The following is a 13,109-nucleotide window of genomic DNA, read 5'->3' as shown; positions in this document are numbered from 1 at the left end:
GTACATCGAGGGAGTTCGCCATGACCCGCCTGTCCCTTTTGCTGTCCGTCCTTGCCCTGTTCGTCCTGCCCGGCCTCGCCGGCGCCGAGGAACGCTGGCAGACCCTGCCGGAACCCGCGCCGATGCCGAAGGCCGACGAGAGCGGCTATGCGCCGGTCAACGGCATCGAGATGTACTACGCCGTGTTCGGCAAGGGCGATCCTGTGCTGCTCATCCACGGCGGCCTCGGCCACGCCGACATCTGGGCCAGCCAGGTCGCCACGCTTTCAAAAACGCACAAGGTCATCATCGCCGATTCACGCGGCCACGGGCGCTCGACACGCACCGAGGAGCCCTTCGGCTACGACCTCATGGCCTCCGACTATCTCGCTTTGCTCGACCATCTCAAGATCGACAAGACGGCACTCGTCGGCTGGAGCGACGGCGGCATCATCGGCATCGACATCGCCCTGCACCATCCAGAGCGGCTGACGAAGGTGTTCGCGCAGGCCGCCAACGTCACCACCGACGGCGTCGATCCCGGCGTTTTGACCAACAAGACGTTCGCCGCCTACATCGACCGCTCCGGCCGCGACTACAAGAAATTGTCCAAGACGCCGGACCAGTACGATGCCTTCGTCGGCCAAATCTCGAAGATGTGGGAGACGCAGCCCAACTGGTCGAAGGAGGAGCTGGCCAAAATCACCACGCCGATCGCCGTCGTTGCCGGCGACCACGACGAGGCAATCCTGCGCAAGCACACGGATTACATGGCCTCCGTCATCCCCGGCGCGAAGGAGATCATCCTGCCCAATGCCAGCCATTTCGCCATGCTGCAGGCACCGGACGAATACAATCAGGCGGTGCTGGACTTCATCGACGCCAAGTGAGCCGGAGAATTAACCTTAGCCGCTAAGGTTAAGTTTTCGTTTCGTTGGAAGCTTCCGCCGTTGTCCCGTAAAGATACAGAGGGGGCGCGGGACATTTCAGCCGGCGCGCGGCTCGGGGCTCAGAGGGGCGAGCCCGCCAGCCGTTTCGCGCTCCCGCTTTACCGAAATTCTCGCTGCACGGTGACCGCGAAGACTGGTGCGGACGACGGGAATCGAACCCGTACGGGCAAGCCCGAGGGATTTTAAGTCCCTTGTGTCTACCAGTTCCACCACGTCCGCTTGGCCCGCTTGTCGAGGCTTTGGCCGTTTTCGTCAATCGATGTTTTTGGCTGTCAGGTTCGTTCAGCCAATCTTCAGGTTGCGGCGGGCAAACAGGCGGCCGGAACAAACGACCAAGGAGATCACGATGGATCGTCGCCACGTCCTGACCGGCATCGCCGCATTGCTCGCCACGCCCGGCCTTGCCTTCGCGCAAAGCCGCAGCGCGCCCACCTCCGACCAGATCATGCGCCGGCTGGACGTCGAGCCGCGCAGGCGCGTACGGCCGGAAGAGCGCGTCACCATCCAGGAATTCCGCCGCCGGCCGGACCTGCGCCGTGCAGCCCCCTCGATCGATATCCAGGCCATCAACTTCGAGTTCGGCTCGGCAGAGATACCGCGCTCGGAGTTTCGCAAGGTGCGGGAGATCGCGCGTGCCTTCGACCAGATCACGCGCCGCCGCCGCAGGGCGCGCTTCCTCATCGAAGGCCATACGGACGCGGTCGGATCGCGCGAATCCAACCAGGCGCTTTCCGAGCGGCGGGCCGCCTCGCTGAAACGTCTGCTGGTGTCGGAGTTCGGCATTCCCTCCCGCACGCTCGAGGCGGTGGGTTACGGCGAAGATTATCTTTTGGTCGATACGCCTTACGAGGATTGGCGCAACCGTCGCGTCACCATCCGCCGGATCGACGAATTCCTCCGCTAAAGCATGATGCCGAAAAGTTGCAGACTTTTCGGAAAACATCATGCGTCAAAACAAGAGGTTAGAGCGAGGTGCCGATTCAGCGAAACGGCACCTCGCTCTAGGCGTGATCGCAGCCACCGGCTTGCCCGGTGGCTGCCACGCTCAACTTGCGCGCTTGGCGGCTTCGCGCTGCCGGCGCAGATGCTCCTCGACGCCGGTCGGCTGCTTGTCCTTGGCGCCGCCTGGAATGGCGGTGGACACGACGGCCGGCGGATCGCTTGCCGGGAAAGTGTCCTCGAGGCCGGACTGAAGCTGCTCCTCCAGCGTCTCATTCTCTTCCGAACGACCGGACGTCCGGCGCGCGGCCGGATCTTCAAGCGGCTGCTTGTTGTCGGGATGCGTGCGAACTTCCTTGACCACGGCGAACAGCTGCTCGATGGCTAGTTCCTTCATGTCGCCGAAATCCGGCGTCTCGGCCCGCATGGCCTCGATGCGGTCGGCCATTGATTTCTCGAATTCGTCGAGGCAGCCGCTGCCGTGGGTCTTGCACAGGCGGCGTAGCGCCTCGCCGAGCAGGACCGGTCCGAACATGGCGCTGGCATCGGCGCGCAGCCGCTCGATCCGCTCGGGGCTTGCATTGCTGAGTTTCGGCATCGCCTTGTTCTCCCTTTGGTCGGCCGGCGTGGGAAACAAATGGCTGGCGCGGCTGGCGGTTCCATCACGTCGCACAAATGGGCCGGCCTGCGACCGGCAGGCCCATCTCTGGCGTCACGCCGCAGATGCCCCTACATAGGCTCGACGATCCCGCCACCTGCACGATCCGCCGGAGTTTTTCATGACCGCACCGCTTTTCCAGCCCATCACGCTTGGCGGGATGACCGTCCCCAACCGCATCGCGGTGGCGCCGATGTGCCAGTATTCGGCCGACGACGGCTCGGCCACCGACTGGCATCTCCACCAATGGATGAGCTATGCGCTGTCGGGCGCCGGCACGGTCACCGTCGAGATGACCGACGTGGAACGGCGCGGCCGCATCAGCCACGGCTGCCTCGGCCTTTATTCGGACCATAACGAAGCGGCGGCGAAGCGCGCGCTGGATGCGGCGCGCCGGGTGGCGCAGCCGGGCACGAAGTTCGGCACGCAGCTCGCCCATGCCGGTCGCAAAGCCTCCTGCCAGCGGCCTTGGGAAGGCGGCGGACCGCTCGGGCCGAACCAGGACCCGTGGCAGACGGTCTCAGCCTCGGCGATCCCCTACGATCAGGGATGGCACCCGCCGCACGCGCTGGAAGAAGAAGAGATCGTCCGGTTGATCGAGCGGTTCGCGGACGCCGCCCTGCGGGCCGAGCGCGCCGGCTTCGACTTCATCGAACTGCACGCCGCTCACGGCTACCTGATCTTCCAGTTCCTGTCGCCGATCTCCAACCGGCGCACCGACCGCTGGGGTGGCAGCCTTGAAAACCGCATGCGCTTCGCGGTCGAGATATCGCGCGCCGTGCGCAAGGCCGCGCCGAAGCTGATGCTGGGGGCGCGGCTTTCGGTGAAGGAATGGGTGGACGGTGGCTTCGATGTCGACGAGGCGATCGAGGTGGCGAAGGCGCTGAAAGCGGAAGGCGTCGCTTATATCTGCTGTTCTTCCGGCGGAAATTCGCCGCACCAGAAACTTCCCTCCGGCCCCGGCTACCAGGTGCATCTGGCCGAGGCGATCCGCAAGGGCGCGGACATTCCCGTCCGCGCCGTCGGACTGATCGACGATCCGCTGGAAGCGAACGCCATCGTCGCCGACGGCCGTGCCGACATGGTGGCGCTGGCGCGTGCTTTCCTTGCCGATCCGCGCTGGGGCTGGCGCGCGGCGGCAATGCTTGGTGAGCCGGTCCATGCGGCACCGCAACTGGTGCGCGCGGTGACCACCATGCAGCACTGGATGAAGAAGGCAGGTTGACGCATAGTATGTCCGCCGCCTCGGGCCGGCGCCGGCAGGCAACCATTTTCCGTGCTTCGCGTTTGGCACGGAACGCGCCCCGTTTGGCAGCGCGACCGCAATATTGTACCCTCGGAGACGTCTTATGGCGAAACTGACCTACACGATCGTCGAGCATGACGGAGGCTGGGCCTACAAGGTCGGCTCGACCTTCTCCGAAACCTTCCGGAGCCACGAGGAAGCGCGGCGGGCCGCCGAAAACGCCTCTGCCGAGCAGCAGGTGGCCGGCACCACCGACGGCATCCAGTACGAAGACGCCCAGGGCAAATGGCACGAGGAACTGGCCGACGGCCGCGACCGGCCGCAGACCGAGATCGCGGACGACGCCGAAAACGGCTGACGGAAGCCGGTTGGCTTAGCGGGCGGGCAACAGGGATGGCAGTTCCCTGATCATGGCGTCGCGGGTCGAGCGGCCAGCCGTCATGGTGACGCGCTTGCCCTTTTCCTCGACAAGGCGGGCGAAAACGACCGTCCGGCCGTCGCGCACCGCCCAGCCGACGAACCAGCCATAGGTGTGGTTCTGGTCGGGCTTGCCATCCGCCTTGCGGAAGGGGCCGGTTCCGGTCTTGCCGTGCAGGTCCCAGCCTCCGGGCAGCTTGCCAAGGGCGGTGACGGCGGCGGTCATGTCGAGCGCGTGGCGCGACACCGGCAGTTTGCCCGTCGTCAGCGCCCGCAGGAACTCGATCTGCTCGGCCGGTGAAATCTTCAGCGACGACGACAGCCAAGCCCGCGTCAACCCGTTGTCCTTGCCCGGATCGCCGGAGCCGTCCCGGTTGCCGTAACCAAAGGCCCGGATGTAGCGGTCGAATTTCTCGACGCCCAGATGCTGCGTCACCTGCTGCGAATACCAGACGACGGAATTGGCGATCCACGACATCGGGTCCTGATCGGCCTTCCAGGCCGCAACCCATGAGGGATAACCCTTCTTGAAGGGCAGTTTCGGGCTGTGCTCGTCCTTGAGGAAGCCGTCGTCGTAGCCCATCAGGGCGATGGCGATCTTGAAGGTCGACGCCGGGGTGACGCGCCGGTCGCAATCGCCTTCGGCCACCAGCCTGTCGCCGGTCGCCGCATCGGCCAGGATGGTGCAGACGGTCGCCGCCTGCACGGCGCCTGCATGTCCCATCACGGCGGTCACCGCGAAGGCCGCCCATATCCATGCTCTCATCGCCGTCCTCGCTGCAAAACGTCTGCCCGCAAGCACTGGCTATCGCGGCGGCGTTACGCAAGGATTACCGTGAGGGATTACCGCGGGAAGACGGTGTCCCCAAAAAAGCGAAAGGGCGCCGGAGCGCCCTTCCCTGATCGTCGCGGATCAACCGTGAACTCAGCCGTGCAGCTTGGCAGCGATCTCGGCGACGCGCTTGCCCTGGAAATGCGCGCCTTCCAGTTCCTGCGCCGAGGGCTGGCGCGAACCGTCGCCGTCGGAAGTCGTGGTCATGCCGTAGGGCGCACCGCCGCGCACGACGTCGTTGCCCATCTGGCCCTGATAGGCATAGGACAGCGGCACGATGATCATGCCGTGATGCTGGAGCGTCGCCTGAGTGGAAAGCAGCGCGAGTTCGGCGCCGCCGTGCTGGGTGGCGGTCGAGACCATAACCGAGCCGACCTTGTCGAGCAGCGCGCCGCGTGCCCACAGCGGGCCGGTCTGGTCGAGGAAGTTCTTCATCTGCGAGGCGACGGCACCGTAACGGGTGGCCGAGCCGACGATGATGGCGTCGTAGTTCTCCAGTTCGGCCGGCGTGGCGACCTCGGCCTGCTGGTCCAGCTTGTAATGGGACGCCTTGGCGACGGCTTCCGGCACCAGTTCGGGAACGCGCTTCAAGCTGACCTCGGCGCCGGCTTCGCGCGCGCCTTCGGCGGCCGCCTTGGCCATCTGCTCCATGTGACCGAAGCTCGAATAATAAAGAACCAGAACCTTTGCCATTACAGTCTCCTTGATGGGCAAACCTGTCGGCGCGAAGCGCGCCGTCGACCTCTATCTAAGGTGCCCACCGTTCATCGGAAGCCATCTTCTGGAGCACGGATTGTTCACTAATCGGATGCCATTGCCCCGGTTCCGATGCGGGAGTATGGGTCGATGCCCTGCCCTTCTTCCGGAGACCGCCATGCCAGATATCGTCACCGCCGCCATGATGGTCATCGGCGACGAAATCCTTTCGGGCCGTACCAAGGACCGCAACATCGGCCATCTGGCCGACATCATGACGGCCATCGGCATCGACCTGAAGGAAGTGCGCATCGTGCCGGATGAGGAAGACGAGATCGTCGCGGCGCTGAATGCGCTCAGGACCCGCTATACCTACGTTTTCACCACCGGCGGCATCGGCCCCACGCATGACGACATCACCGCCGATTCGGTGGCCAAGGCATTCGGCGTGCCGTGCGAATACGACGCCAAGGCCTACAAGATGCTCGGCGACAGCTACGCCCAGCGCGGCATCGAGTTCACCGAGGCCAGGAAGCGCATGGCGCGCATGCCGCGTGGCGCCGACCACATCGACAATCCCGTTTCAACCGCGCCGGGCTTCCGCATCGGCAACGTGCACGTCATGGCGGGCGTGCCGTCGATCTTCCAGGCGATGCTCGACAACGTCGTGCCGACGCTGAAGACGGGCGCGAAGATGCTGTCGGCGGCCGTCCACTGCCCGGTCGGCGAAGGCACGATCGGCGGCCCGCTGGCTGAGATCCAGAAGGCGCATCCCGACACCATCATCGGCTCCTATCCGAAGTACGGCGAGGGCAAATTCTGGACCGAACTGGTGGTGCGCGCCCGCACGCAGGAGGCTCTTGAAGCCGCGCGCGCCGACGTCGAGGCGATGGTGAAACGCTTCGCCACGGCGGGCTGAGCCAAGCACGGCGGGAACCGTGACGACAAGCAGCGCGTTTTATACGGGCGGCCGTGATAGGATACGGCACGCGGCCAGTTGAGGGAGCCTGCCATGTCGTTCAAGACCATCGTCGCCATCCTCCAGAGCGAACAGGACGCCGGGCGCGTGCTCGACTGCGCCATACCGCTCGCCACCGGCCTTCAAAGCCATCTCGTCGGCATTCACGCCGAATCGGTCCCGGTTCCCTACACCTCCGCCACCGGGTTTCCGGACACCGAGTTCCTGCAGGTTTCGGCCGAGATGAACAAGGAGCGCGCCGAAAAACTGCAGGCGCTCTTCCTCAAGCGCGTCGAAGGTTCGGGCCTGTCCTTCGAATGGCGCAGCCTGGAAACCTTCTCCGGCGACAGCGGGTTGTCGGGCATCTCGACCGTACGCGCCGCCGATCTCGTGGTGGCCGCCCAGAGCGAAAGCGGCGGCGACGGCAATGCCGACGTCGGCTCGCTGGTCTACGACGCCGGGCGCCCCGTGCTGGTGGTGCCGCATGCGGGACCTGTGGTCACCACCTTCAAGACGGTGCTGCTCGCCTGGAACGGCACCCGCGAGGCGGCACGCGCCGCCTTCGACGCCCTGCCCTTCATCCTCGCCGCCGACAAGACGGAAGTGTTCGTCGTCGATCCGCCCGACAACCAGGACGACGACGGCACGGCCGGCAGCGAAATCGCCGCCGCGCTGGCGCGCCATGGCGCGAATGTCAGCGTCGCCGTGCGCAAGGCCGACGGCGCGTCGGTGGAGGATGTCATCCAGAGCAGGATGACCGAAACCGGGGCCGACCTCCTCGTGCTCGGCGCCTACAGCCATTCCTGGCTGCGCCGGCTCCTGTTCGGCGGCGTCACGCAGTCGGTGCTGCGCTCCGGCACCGTGGCCGCCTTCCTTTCGCGCTGAGGGTGCGGCAGGACCAATCCACGCCCCTTGCCTGCCCGCTATGGCGTCGCTATCTATTCGCCGTTCTCAGGGCGGGGCGAAACTCCCCACCGGCGGTATGCGGTGCGAGCCGCGAGCCCGCGAGCGCCTTCCGCAGGAAGGGTCAGCAGACCAGGTGCGATGCCTGGGCCGACGGTATAGTCCGGATGAAAGAGAACGTGCAGTTCCGGGCGGCAGCCTGCCGGCGGAACAGCCGTGATCGCCTTGGGTGACGTGTCCGTTACGAGAAAGGTGATTACGATGACACACACCCGCTATGCCTTCATCAAAGCCGGCTGGCACGCCGATATCGTCGACCGCTCGCTCGACGGTTTCCTCGAACTGATCCCGCGTGAGCAGGTCGACGTGTTCGACGTGCCCGGCGCTTTCGAAATGCCGCTGCTGGCGCGCGACCTCGCTGCTTCCGGCCGCTATGCGGCGGTCGCGGCGGCCGCCTTCGTCGTCGACGGCGGCATCTACCGCCACGACTTCGTCGCCCAGGCGGTGGTGGACGGGTTGATGCGGGCCGGCATGGACACCGGCGTGCCGGTGCTGTCGGTGTCGCTGACGCCGCATAACTACCAGGAAACGGAGCACCATACGCAGATCTTCCGCTCCCATTTCGTCAAGAAGGGACGTGAGGCCGCGCAGGCTGCCCTTGTCATCGGCAAGACGCGGGCGATGCTGGCGGCAGCTTAACCGCCAAAGGCGGGGTCCGCTCCGGAAACCTCGACCGCCTCTCCCGGCATCCTGCCGTTACATTGGGCGGCTATCGCCCCAGGATGGGACGGCACGGCGTTTGCGACAGACCACGGTGTGGGCGTAGCCGTGCCGATTGCCTTTTTCGGCGGTTTGCTGCCATTGTGGCGGCGATCGCCTTTTTCCGGTCCAGTTCTTCACGGAGACGTGAAGGGCATACAGCAAATCAACATATACTCAGGCCTATTTCGGAGCCCGCGATGACGATCCACCGCTCGACCCTTTCCAAGCTCGCCTTCTCGGGCCTCTTGTTCGCCCTGCCGCTCAACGTGGCCTTCGCGCAGGACACCACCGCCGTCGCGGACCGGCTCAAGGCGCTGATGGCGAACCAGGGCGTCGATCTCGCCTGGAGCGGCATTTCGGGCGACGCGTCCTCCATGGTGATGGAAGGCGTCACCATCAAGCCGGCGGCGGAAAAGGACGCCCTGCCGATCGGCAACGTCACCCTCGAGGGTGTCAGCGAGGAGAACGGCGGCTACGCGATCGAGACCGTCTCCACGCAGGCATTTTCGCGCACCGAGGACGGCATTTCGGTCGATATCAGCCCCTTCATGATGCACGGCCTGACCATTCCGGCCGAGGGCAGCACCGATCCGCTGGCCGGCATCCTCATGTACAAATCGGCCGAGCTCGCCAACATGACCGTCAAGGTAGGCGACAAGCCGGCCTTCACGCTCGACACGCTCAGCGTCGAGGTGACCCCGCCGGCCGACGGCAAGGCGCTGGAGTTCACCGGCAGCGCCGCGAAGTTCACCGGCGACCTTTCGCTGGTGGAAGACCCGAAGTCGAAGGCGGTCATCGAGGCGCTCGGCTACCAGACCATCTCCGGCGACATGCAGGTCGCCGGTTCCTGGCAGCCGTCCGACGGCAAGATGCAGCTGTCGCAGTACGACATCACCGTGGACAATGCCGGCACCTTCGGCATGACCTTCGACATCAGCGGCTACACGATGGATTTCGTCAAGTCGCTGCAGGAGATGCAGAAGAAGATGGCCGAAAAGCCCGAGGGCGCCGACAGTTCCGCCGAGGGCATGGCGATGCTGGGCTTGTTGCAGCAGCTCACCTTCAACGGCGCCTCGATCCGTTTCGACGATGATTCGCTGACCAACAAGGTGCTCGAATATGTCGGCAAGCAGCAGGGCATGTCGGCCAAGGACATCGCCAACCAGGCCAAGGCGATCGTGCCCTTCGGCATGGCGCAGCTCAACAATCCCGAACTGACGGCGCAGGTAACAGCGGCGGTGAGCAAGTTCCTCGACGACCCCAAGAGCCTCGAGATCGCCGCCGAGCCGGCCTCGCCGGTGCCCTTCGCGCTCCTGATGGCGAACGGCATGTCGAACCCGCTGGAACTGCCCAAGACGCTGGGCCTCACGGTCACCGCCAACGAGAACTGATCCGGACTGCCCGGAAAAACGGAAAAGGCTGCATCGAGGTTCGATGCGGCCTTTTTGATTCCGTGCCGGTTATTTTCCTACGCGAACGCCCTTCTTGCCGGTATCGGGCCTACCGGCACTAGGCGTCGCGGAACGGGAAAAAAATCCTCTTCCGCCGCCGGTTCGAGGTGGATGACGCCGACCGTCTCGCCTTCGGCGAAGGTCAAGGCCGCATCGAAGCGCCGGGCCAGCGCCTTCATGGCGCGGTTATCGGCATGGGTGGTGACGAACAGGCGGGTGTAGCCGAACCCCCTCGCCTGCTGGATCAGCCGCGCGAACAATCGCCCGCCCAGCCCGCGATGCTGGAGATGGCGCTCGACGCTGAAGGCGATCTCGGCGGTCGGTTCGGCTTCCTCTGGCCGCTCGTGCAATTCGGCGGCGCCCAGAACCTCGTCGCCTTCGACATAGCCGATCACCGTCGTGCCTTCGGCGAAGGAACGGTCGGCATAGGCGGCGACGAAAACATCGCTGATGGCGCCGTTGAAACGGTCGCGGCGGCTGACTGCGTCGAGACGCAGGAGATGGTCGCGAAAACGTGGCAGATCGGAAGGCCTGAGCTGGCGGATCGTGCCCGTAAGCGGAACCGGCCCGATCGGGGGCGCGGCAAGGTGAAGACGGTCGTCCATGTCGAACTCCTCGTGGGGTCTCCTCCCTCGAGTCGTGCTGTGCCTAATATTGTGCAGCGCAGCATGAATTGCAAGGCGCACGCGCATAACGGAAGGGAAAGCGAAACCGGGGCGAAAACGGTCGGCTCTCGAGGTTTCTGCCGCCGATCACCGAAAGATGACAGAAAAAATCACCTATCCGGCACAGCTTGTCTGGAATTGTTCCAAGGTATGGGCCATATTCGTCGGGTGAATTTCAAGGACCCGTCTTATGCGACTCACCCGCCAGACCAACTACGCGATACGCATCCTTATGTATTGCACGGCGAATAACGATCGGCTGAGCCGCATTCCCGAGATCGCCGCCGCCTATTCGGTGTCGGAACTGTTCCTGTTCAAGATCCTGCAGCCGCTGGTGGAAAACGGCCTCATCCAGACGGTGCGCGGGCGCCACGGCGGCGTCAGGCTCGGCCGCCCGGCCGAGGACATCACCTTGTTCGACGTAGTGCGCGTGACGGAGGAAAGCTTCGCCATGGCCGAATGCTTCGAGAGCGATACTGACTGCCCGCTAGTCGACAGCTGCTCGCTGAACGCGGCCCTGCGCGAAGCGCTCAACGCCTTCTTCGAGGTACTCGGACGCCACACCATCGCCGACCTGGTGGCGGCACGCCCGGGCATGCGCAACCTGCTCGGCATAGACATGCTGGAAGGCCACGCACCGGCGGCTTAAGCACGGCCGGTTTCCAAGGAATGTCAGGACACCGCCGCCGACTGCGGCAGCACGAAAGGCGCGCCGCTGGGCGGTACGGCGCCGACCCTCAGCCTGCAGCCGAAAACCTTCTCCAGCAGCGGATCGACCAGCACCTCTTGCGGCGCGCCGGATGCGGCCTGCCGGCCTCCCTGCATCACATGGATGTGGTCGGCATACATGGCCGTCAGGTTGAGGTCGTGCAGCACCGCCACCACGCCGCCGCCGCGGCGGGCGAAGTCGCGGGCGATATCCATGATGGTGAGCTGGTGGCGGATGTCGAGGCTGGAGACCGGCTCGTCCAGCAGGAGATAGCGCGGAACGCCCTCCAGAACCGGTGCCCAGACCTGGCACAGCACCCGGGCAAGCTGCACGCGCTGCTGCTCGCCGCCGGAAAGCTCCTGATAGAAACGGCCGGCGAAGCCGTCGAGATCGACCTTCGCCAGCGCACGCTCCGGCAAGCGCTCGCTCTCGCCCGCCAGCGCGCCGGAACGGCCGCCGAGCAGGCCGAGCCGGACGATCTCGCGCACGGTGAAGGGAAAGGCCAGGCTCGTCGCCTGCGGCAGCACGGCGCGCAGGCTTGCCGCCTCGGCCGGCTTCATGGCGGCGAGGTCGCGGCCGTTGACGGCAATGCGGCCTTCATAAGGCAGTTCGCCCGACAGGGCCTTGAGCAGCGTCGTCTTGCCGGAGCCGTTGGGACCGACGATGGCTGTTACCTCACCCGGCCTCGCCGTGAAAGCGACGTCGGCGACGATGCGCCGGCGGCCGATGAAAACCGAAACCTCTTTCGCCTCGATCATATCGGACTCATCTTTCTTGTCGCAATCCCGAACGCAAAACCGGCTTCCACTTTTGCTGGACTTGCTCTTAGAGATCGACGATGCCGCGCTTGCGCAGGAGGATCCACAGGAAGAACGGCCCGCCCACCGCCGCCGTGATGATGCCGATGGGCAGTTCGGCGGGCGCGACGATGGTGCGGCAGACGGCATCGGCAACGAGCAGCATGGCGGCGCCGAACAGCGCGGAAGCCGGCAGCAGATAGCGGTTGTCCGGGCCGATGGCCAGCCTCAGCAGGTGCGGCACGACGATGCCGACGAAGCCGATGCCGCCGCTGACGGCCACAGCCGCTCCCACCGCAGCCGAGACCGAGATGATCGCGACGTATTTCAGCCGCTGCACGGGAATGCCGAGATGGCCGGCCGTCGCCTCCCCCAGCGCCAGCGCGTTGAGGCCGCGTGCCAGGAAGGGTGTCGCCGCGAGCGCCGCCACGATCACCGGACCGGCGGTGCCGATCTTCTGCCAGGTGGCGCCGGCCAGCGAGCCAAGCTGCCAGAAGGTCAGGTCGCGCAACTGCCGGTCGTCGGCCATGTAGACCAGGACGCCCGTCAGCGCCATGGCGAGCGCCGCCAGCGCGATGCCGGCGAGCAGCATGGTCGCCACCGAAGTGCGGCCTTGCCGCGTGGCGATGCGATAGAGGATGAGCGTGGCGACCAGACCGCCGACGAAGGCCGCCAGCGGCAGTGCCATCGGCCCCAGCAGCGCCACCAGCGGCGCCAGCATCGTGGCGCCGAGCACGATGACGGCGACGGCGCCGAGGCTGGCTCCAGCCGAAATGCCGATCAGGCCGGGATCAGCCAGCGGGTTGCGGAACAGGCCCTGCATGACCGCGCCGGAGACCGCCAACGAAGCGCCGACCAGAACCCCCATCACGACCCGCGGCAGGCGGATGTCCTGGATGATGACGCGGGTGCGCATATCGGTCGCCGAACCATCGGCGACAGCACCCGAGACCCAATCGCGCAAGACAGCCCAAGCAGAGGCGTCCGACGCCCCCGAGGTCAGGCTGAAAAGCATGGCCGCGCCAAGCATAACGGCCAGCAGCACAATGGCCAGCCGCGCGCGCGCCGCGCGGTCGCCGTCCTCGCCGCCCCTGGCGAGCCTGGTCATGCCGGACGGGCCGGCGATCGATTGATCCGCCATCGCTCA

At 65.6% G+C, this 13,109-nt stretch carries 15 protein-coding genes, 1 tRNA gene and 1 riboswitch; of the genes, 9 read left to right on the top strand and 7 right to left on the bottom strand.

Annotated features, from left to right (window positions below; translation table 11 throughout):
- Positions 1 to 20: 20 nt before the first annotated feature.
- Positions 21 to 869 (top strand): alpha/beta fold hydrolase, encoded by an 849-nt coding sequence (locus tag E6C48_RS06975; RefSeq protein WP_136355462.1) that lies wholly within the window; start codon positions 21 to 23, stop codon positions 867 to 869.
- A 194-nt stretch (positions 870 to 1,063) separates the two neighbouring features.
- Here E6C48_RS06975 and E6C48_RS06970 read toward each other — a convergent pair.
- Positions 1,064 to 1,148, bottom strand: a tRNA-Leu gene (locus tag E6C48_RS06970).
- Positions 1,149 to 1,275: 127 nt separating this feature from the next.
- Here E6C48_RS06970 and E6C48_RS06965 point away from each other — a divergent pair.
- Entirely contained in the window at positions 1,276 to 1,833 is a 558-nt protein-coding gene (locus tag E6C48_RS06965) for an OmpA family protein (RefSeq protein WP_136355460.1), read from the top strand.
- A gap of 141 nt (positions 1,834 to 1,974) precedes the next feature.
- On the opposite strand, the gene E6C48_RS06960 is transcribed toward E6C48_RS06965, so the two are convergent.
- On the bottom strand, positions 1,975 to 2,466 hold the full coding sequence (locus E6C48_RS06960; RefSeq protein ID WP_136355458.1) for a hypothetical protein: 492 nt from the start codon (positions 2,464 to 2,466) through the stop codon (positions 1,975 to 1,977).
- Positions 2,467 to 2,647: 181 nt separating this feature from the next.
- On the opposite strand from E6C48_RS06960, the gene E6C48_RS06955 reads away from it, so the two are divergent.
- Both E6C48_RS06955 and E6C48_RS06950 read left to right on the top strand, forming a co-directional pair.
- Positions 2,648 to 3,751, top strand: coding sequence for an NADH:flavin oxidoreductase/NADH oxidase (locus E6C48_RS06955; protein WP_136355455.1), 1,104 nt, complete (start codon positions 2,648 to 2,650; stop codon positions 3,749 to 3,751).
- Between the two features lie 124 nt (positions 3,752 to 3,875).
- On the top strand, positions 3,876 to 4,130 hold the full coding sequence (locus E6C48_RS06950; RefSeq protein WP_136355453.1) for a hypothetical protein: 255 nt from the start codon (positions 3,876 to 3,878) through the stop codon (positions 4,128 to 4,130).
- 15 nt (positions 4,131 to 4,145) lie between these two features.
- Here E6C48_RS06950 and blaOXA read toward each other — a convergent pair whose 3' ends face one another.
- Both blaOXA and wrbA read right to left on the bottom strand, forming a co-directional pair.
- Positions 4,146 to 4,955 (bottom strand): class D beta-lactamase, encoded by an 810-nt coding sequence (blaOXA, locus tag E6C48_RS06945; protein ID WP_136355450.1) that lies wholly within the window; start codon positions 4,953 to 4,955, stop codon positions 4,146 to 4,148.
- A gap of 159 nt (positions 4,956 to 5,114) precedes the next feature.
- Entirely contained in the window at positions 5,115 to 5,714 is a 600-nt protein-coding gene (gene wrbA, locus E6C48_RS06940) for an NAD(P)H:quinone oxidoreductase type IV (RefSeq protein ID WP_136355448.1), read from the bottom strand.
- A gap of 181 nt (positions 5,715 to 5,895) precedes the next feature.
- Here wrbA and E6C48_RS06935 point away from each other — a divergent pair, with 181 nt between their 5' ends.
- The 4 genes from E6C48_RS06935 (at position 5,896) to E6C48_RS06920 (ending at position 9,731) form a co-directional block, all read left to right on the top strand.
- Positions 5,896 to 6,636, top strand: a complete 741-nt coding sequence (locus tag E6C48_RS06935; RefSeq protein ID WP_136355446.1) for a competence/damage-inducible protein A — start codon at positions 5,896 to 5,898, stop codon at positions 6,634 to 6,636.
- A gap of 93 nt (positions 6,637 to 6,729) precedes the next feature.
- The gene (locus tag E6C48_RS06930; protein ID WP_136355444.1) at positions 6,730 to 7,560 is read left to right on the top strand and encodes a universal stress protein; all 831 of its coding nucleotides are present in this window, start codon (positions 6,730 to 6,732) and stop codon (positions 7,558 to 7,560) included.
- Between the two features lie 58 nt (positions 7,561 to 7,618).
- Positions 7,619 to 7,761, top strand: a riboswitch (FMN riboswitch).
- Between the two features lie 51 nt (positions 7,762 to 7,812).
- The gene (locus tag E6C48_RS06925) at positions 7,813 to 8,277 is read left to right on the top strand and encodes a 6,7-dimethyl-8-ribityllumazine synthase (protein WP_269142506.1); all 465 of its coding nucleotides are present in this window, start codon (positions 7,813 to 7,815) and stop codon (positions 8,275 to 8,277) included.
- 260 nt (positions 8,278 to 8,537) lie between these two features.
- Positions 8,538 to 9,731, top strand: coding sequence for a hypothetical protein (locus tag E6C48_RS06920; RefSeq protein WP_136355440.1), 1,194 nt, complete (start codon positions 8,538 to 8,540; stop codon positions 9,729 to 9,731).
- Positions 9,732 to 9,808: 77 nt separating this feature from the next.
- Here the strand turns inward: E6C48_RS06920 and E6C48_RS06915 are convergent, their stop codons facing one another.
- Positions 9,809 to 10,396 (bottom strand): GNAT family N-acetyltransferase, encoded by a 588-nt coding sequence (locus tag E6C48_RS06915; protein ID WP_136355438.1) that lies wholly within the window; start codon positions 10,394 to 10,396, stop codon positions 9,809 to 9,811.
- A 250-nt stretch (positions 10,397 to 10,646) separates the two neighbouring features.
- Here E6C48_RS06915 and rirA point away from each other — a divergent pair, with 250 nt between their 5' ends.
- Positions 10,647 to 11,105, top strand: a complete 459-nt coding sequence (rirA, locus tag E6C48_RS06910) for an iron-responsive transcriptional regulator RirA (protein ID WP_136355436.1) — start codon at positions 10,647 to 10,649, stop codon at positions 11,103 to 11,105.
- Between the two features lie 23 nt (positions 11,106 to 11,128).
- Here rirA and E6C48_RS06905 read toward each other — a convergent pair whose 3' ends face one another.
- Together E6C48_RS06905 and E6C48_RS06900 are read right to left on the bottom strand one after the other, a co-directional pair.
- Positions 11,129 to 11,923, bottom strand: a complete 795-nt coding sequence (locus tag E6C48_RS06905) for a heme ABC transporter ATP-binding protein (RefSeq protein WP_136355434.1) — start codon at positions 11,921 to 11,923, stop codon at positions 11,129 to 11,131.
- A gap of 67 nt (positions 11,924 to 11,990) precedes the next feature.
- Positions 11,991 to 13,103, bottom strand: a complete 1,113-nt coding sequence (locus E6C48_RS06900; protein WP_136355432.1) for a FecCD family ABC transporter permease — start codon at positions 13,101 to 13,103, stop codon at positions 11,991 to 11,993.
- Positions 13,104 to 13,109: the final 6 nt, after the last annotated feature.

This window comes from Ollibium composti, assembly GCF_004801285.1.
Lineage (GTDB): Bacteria > Pseudomonadota > Alphaproteobacteria > Rhizobiales > Rhizobiaceae > Mesorhizobium > Mesorhizobium composti.
The sequence above is the reverse complement of the archived record's forward strand: the minus strand, read 5'-3'. Positions and strand labels throughout refer to the sequence as shown.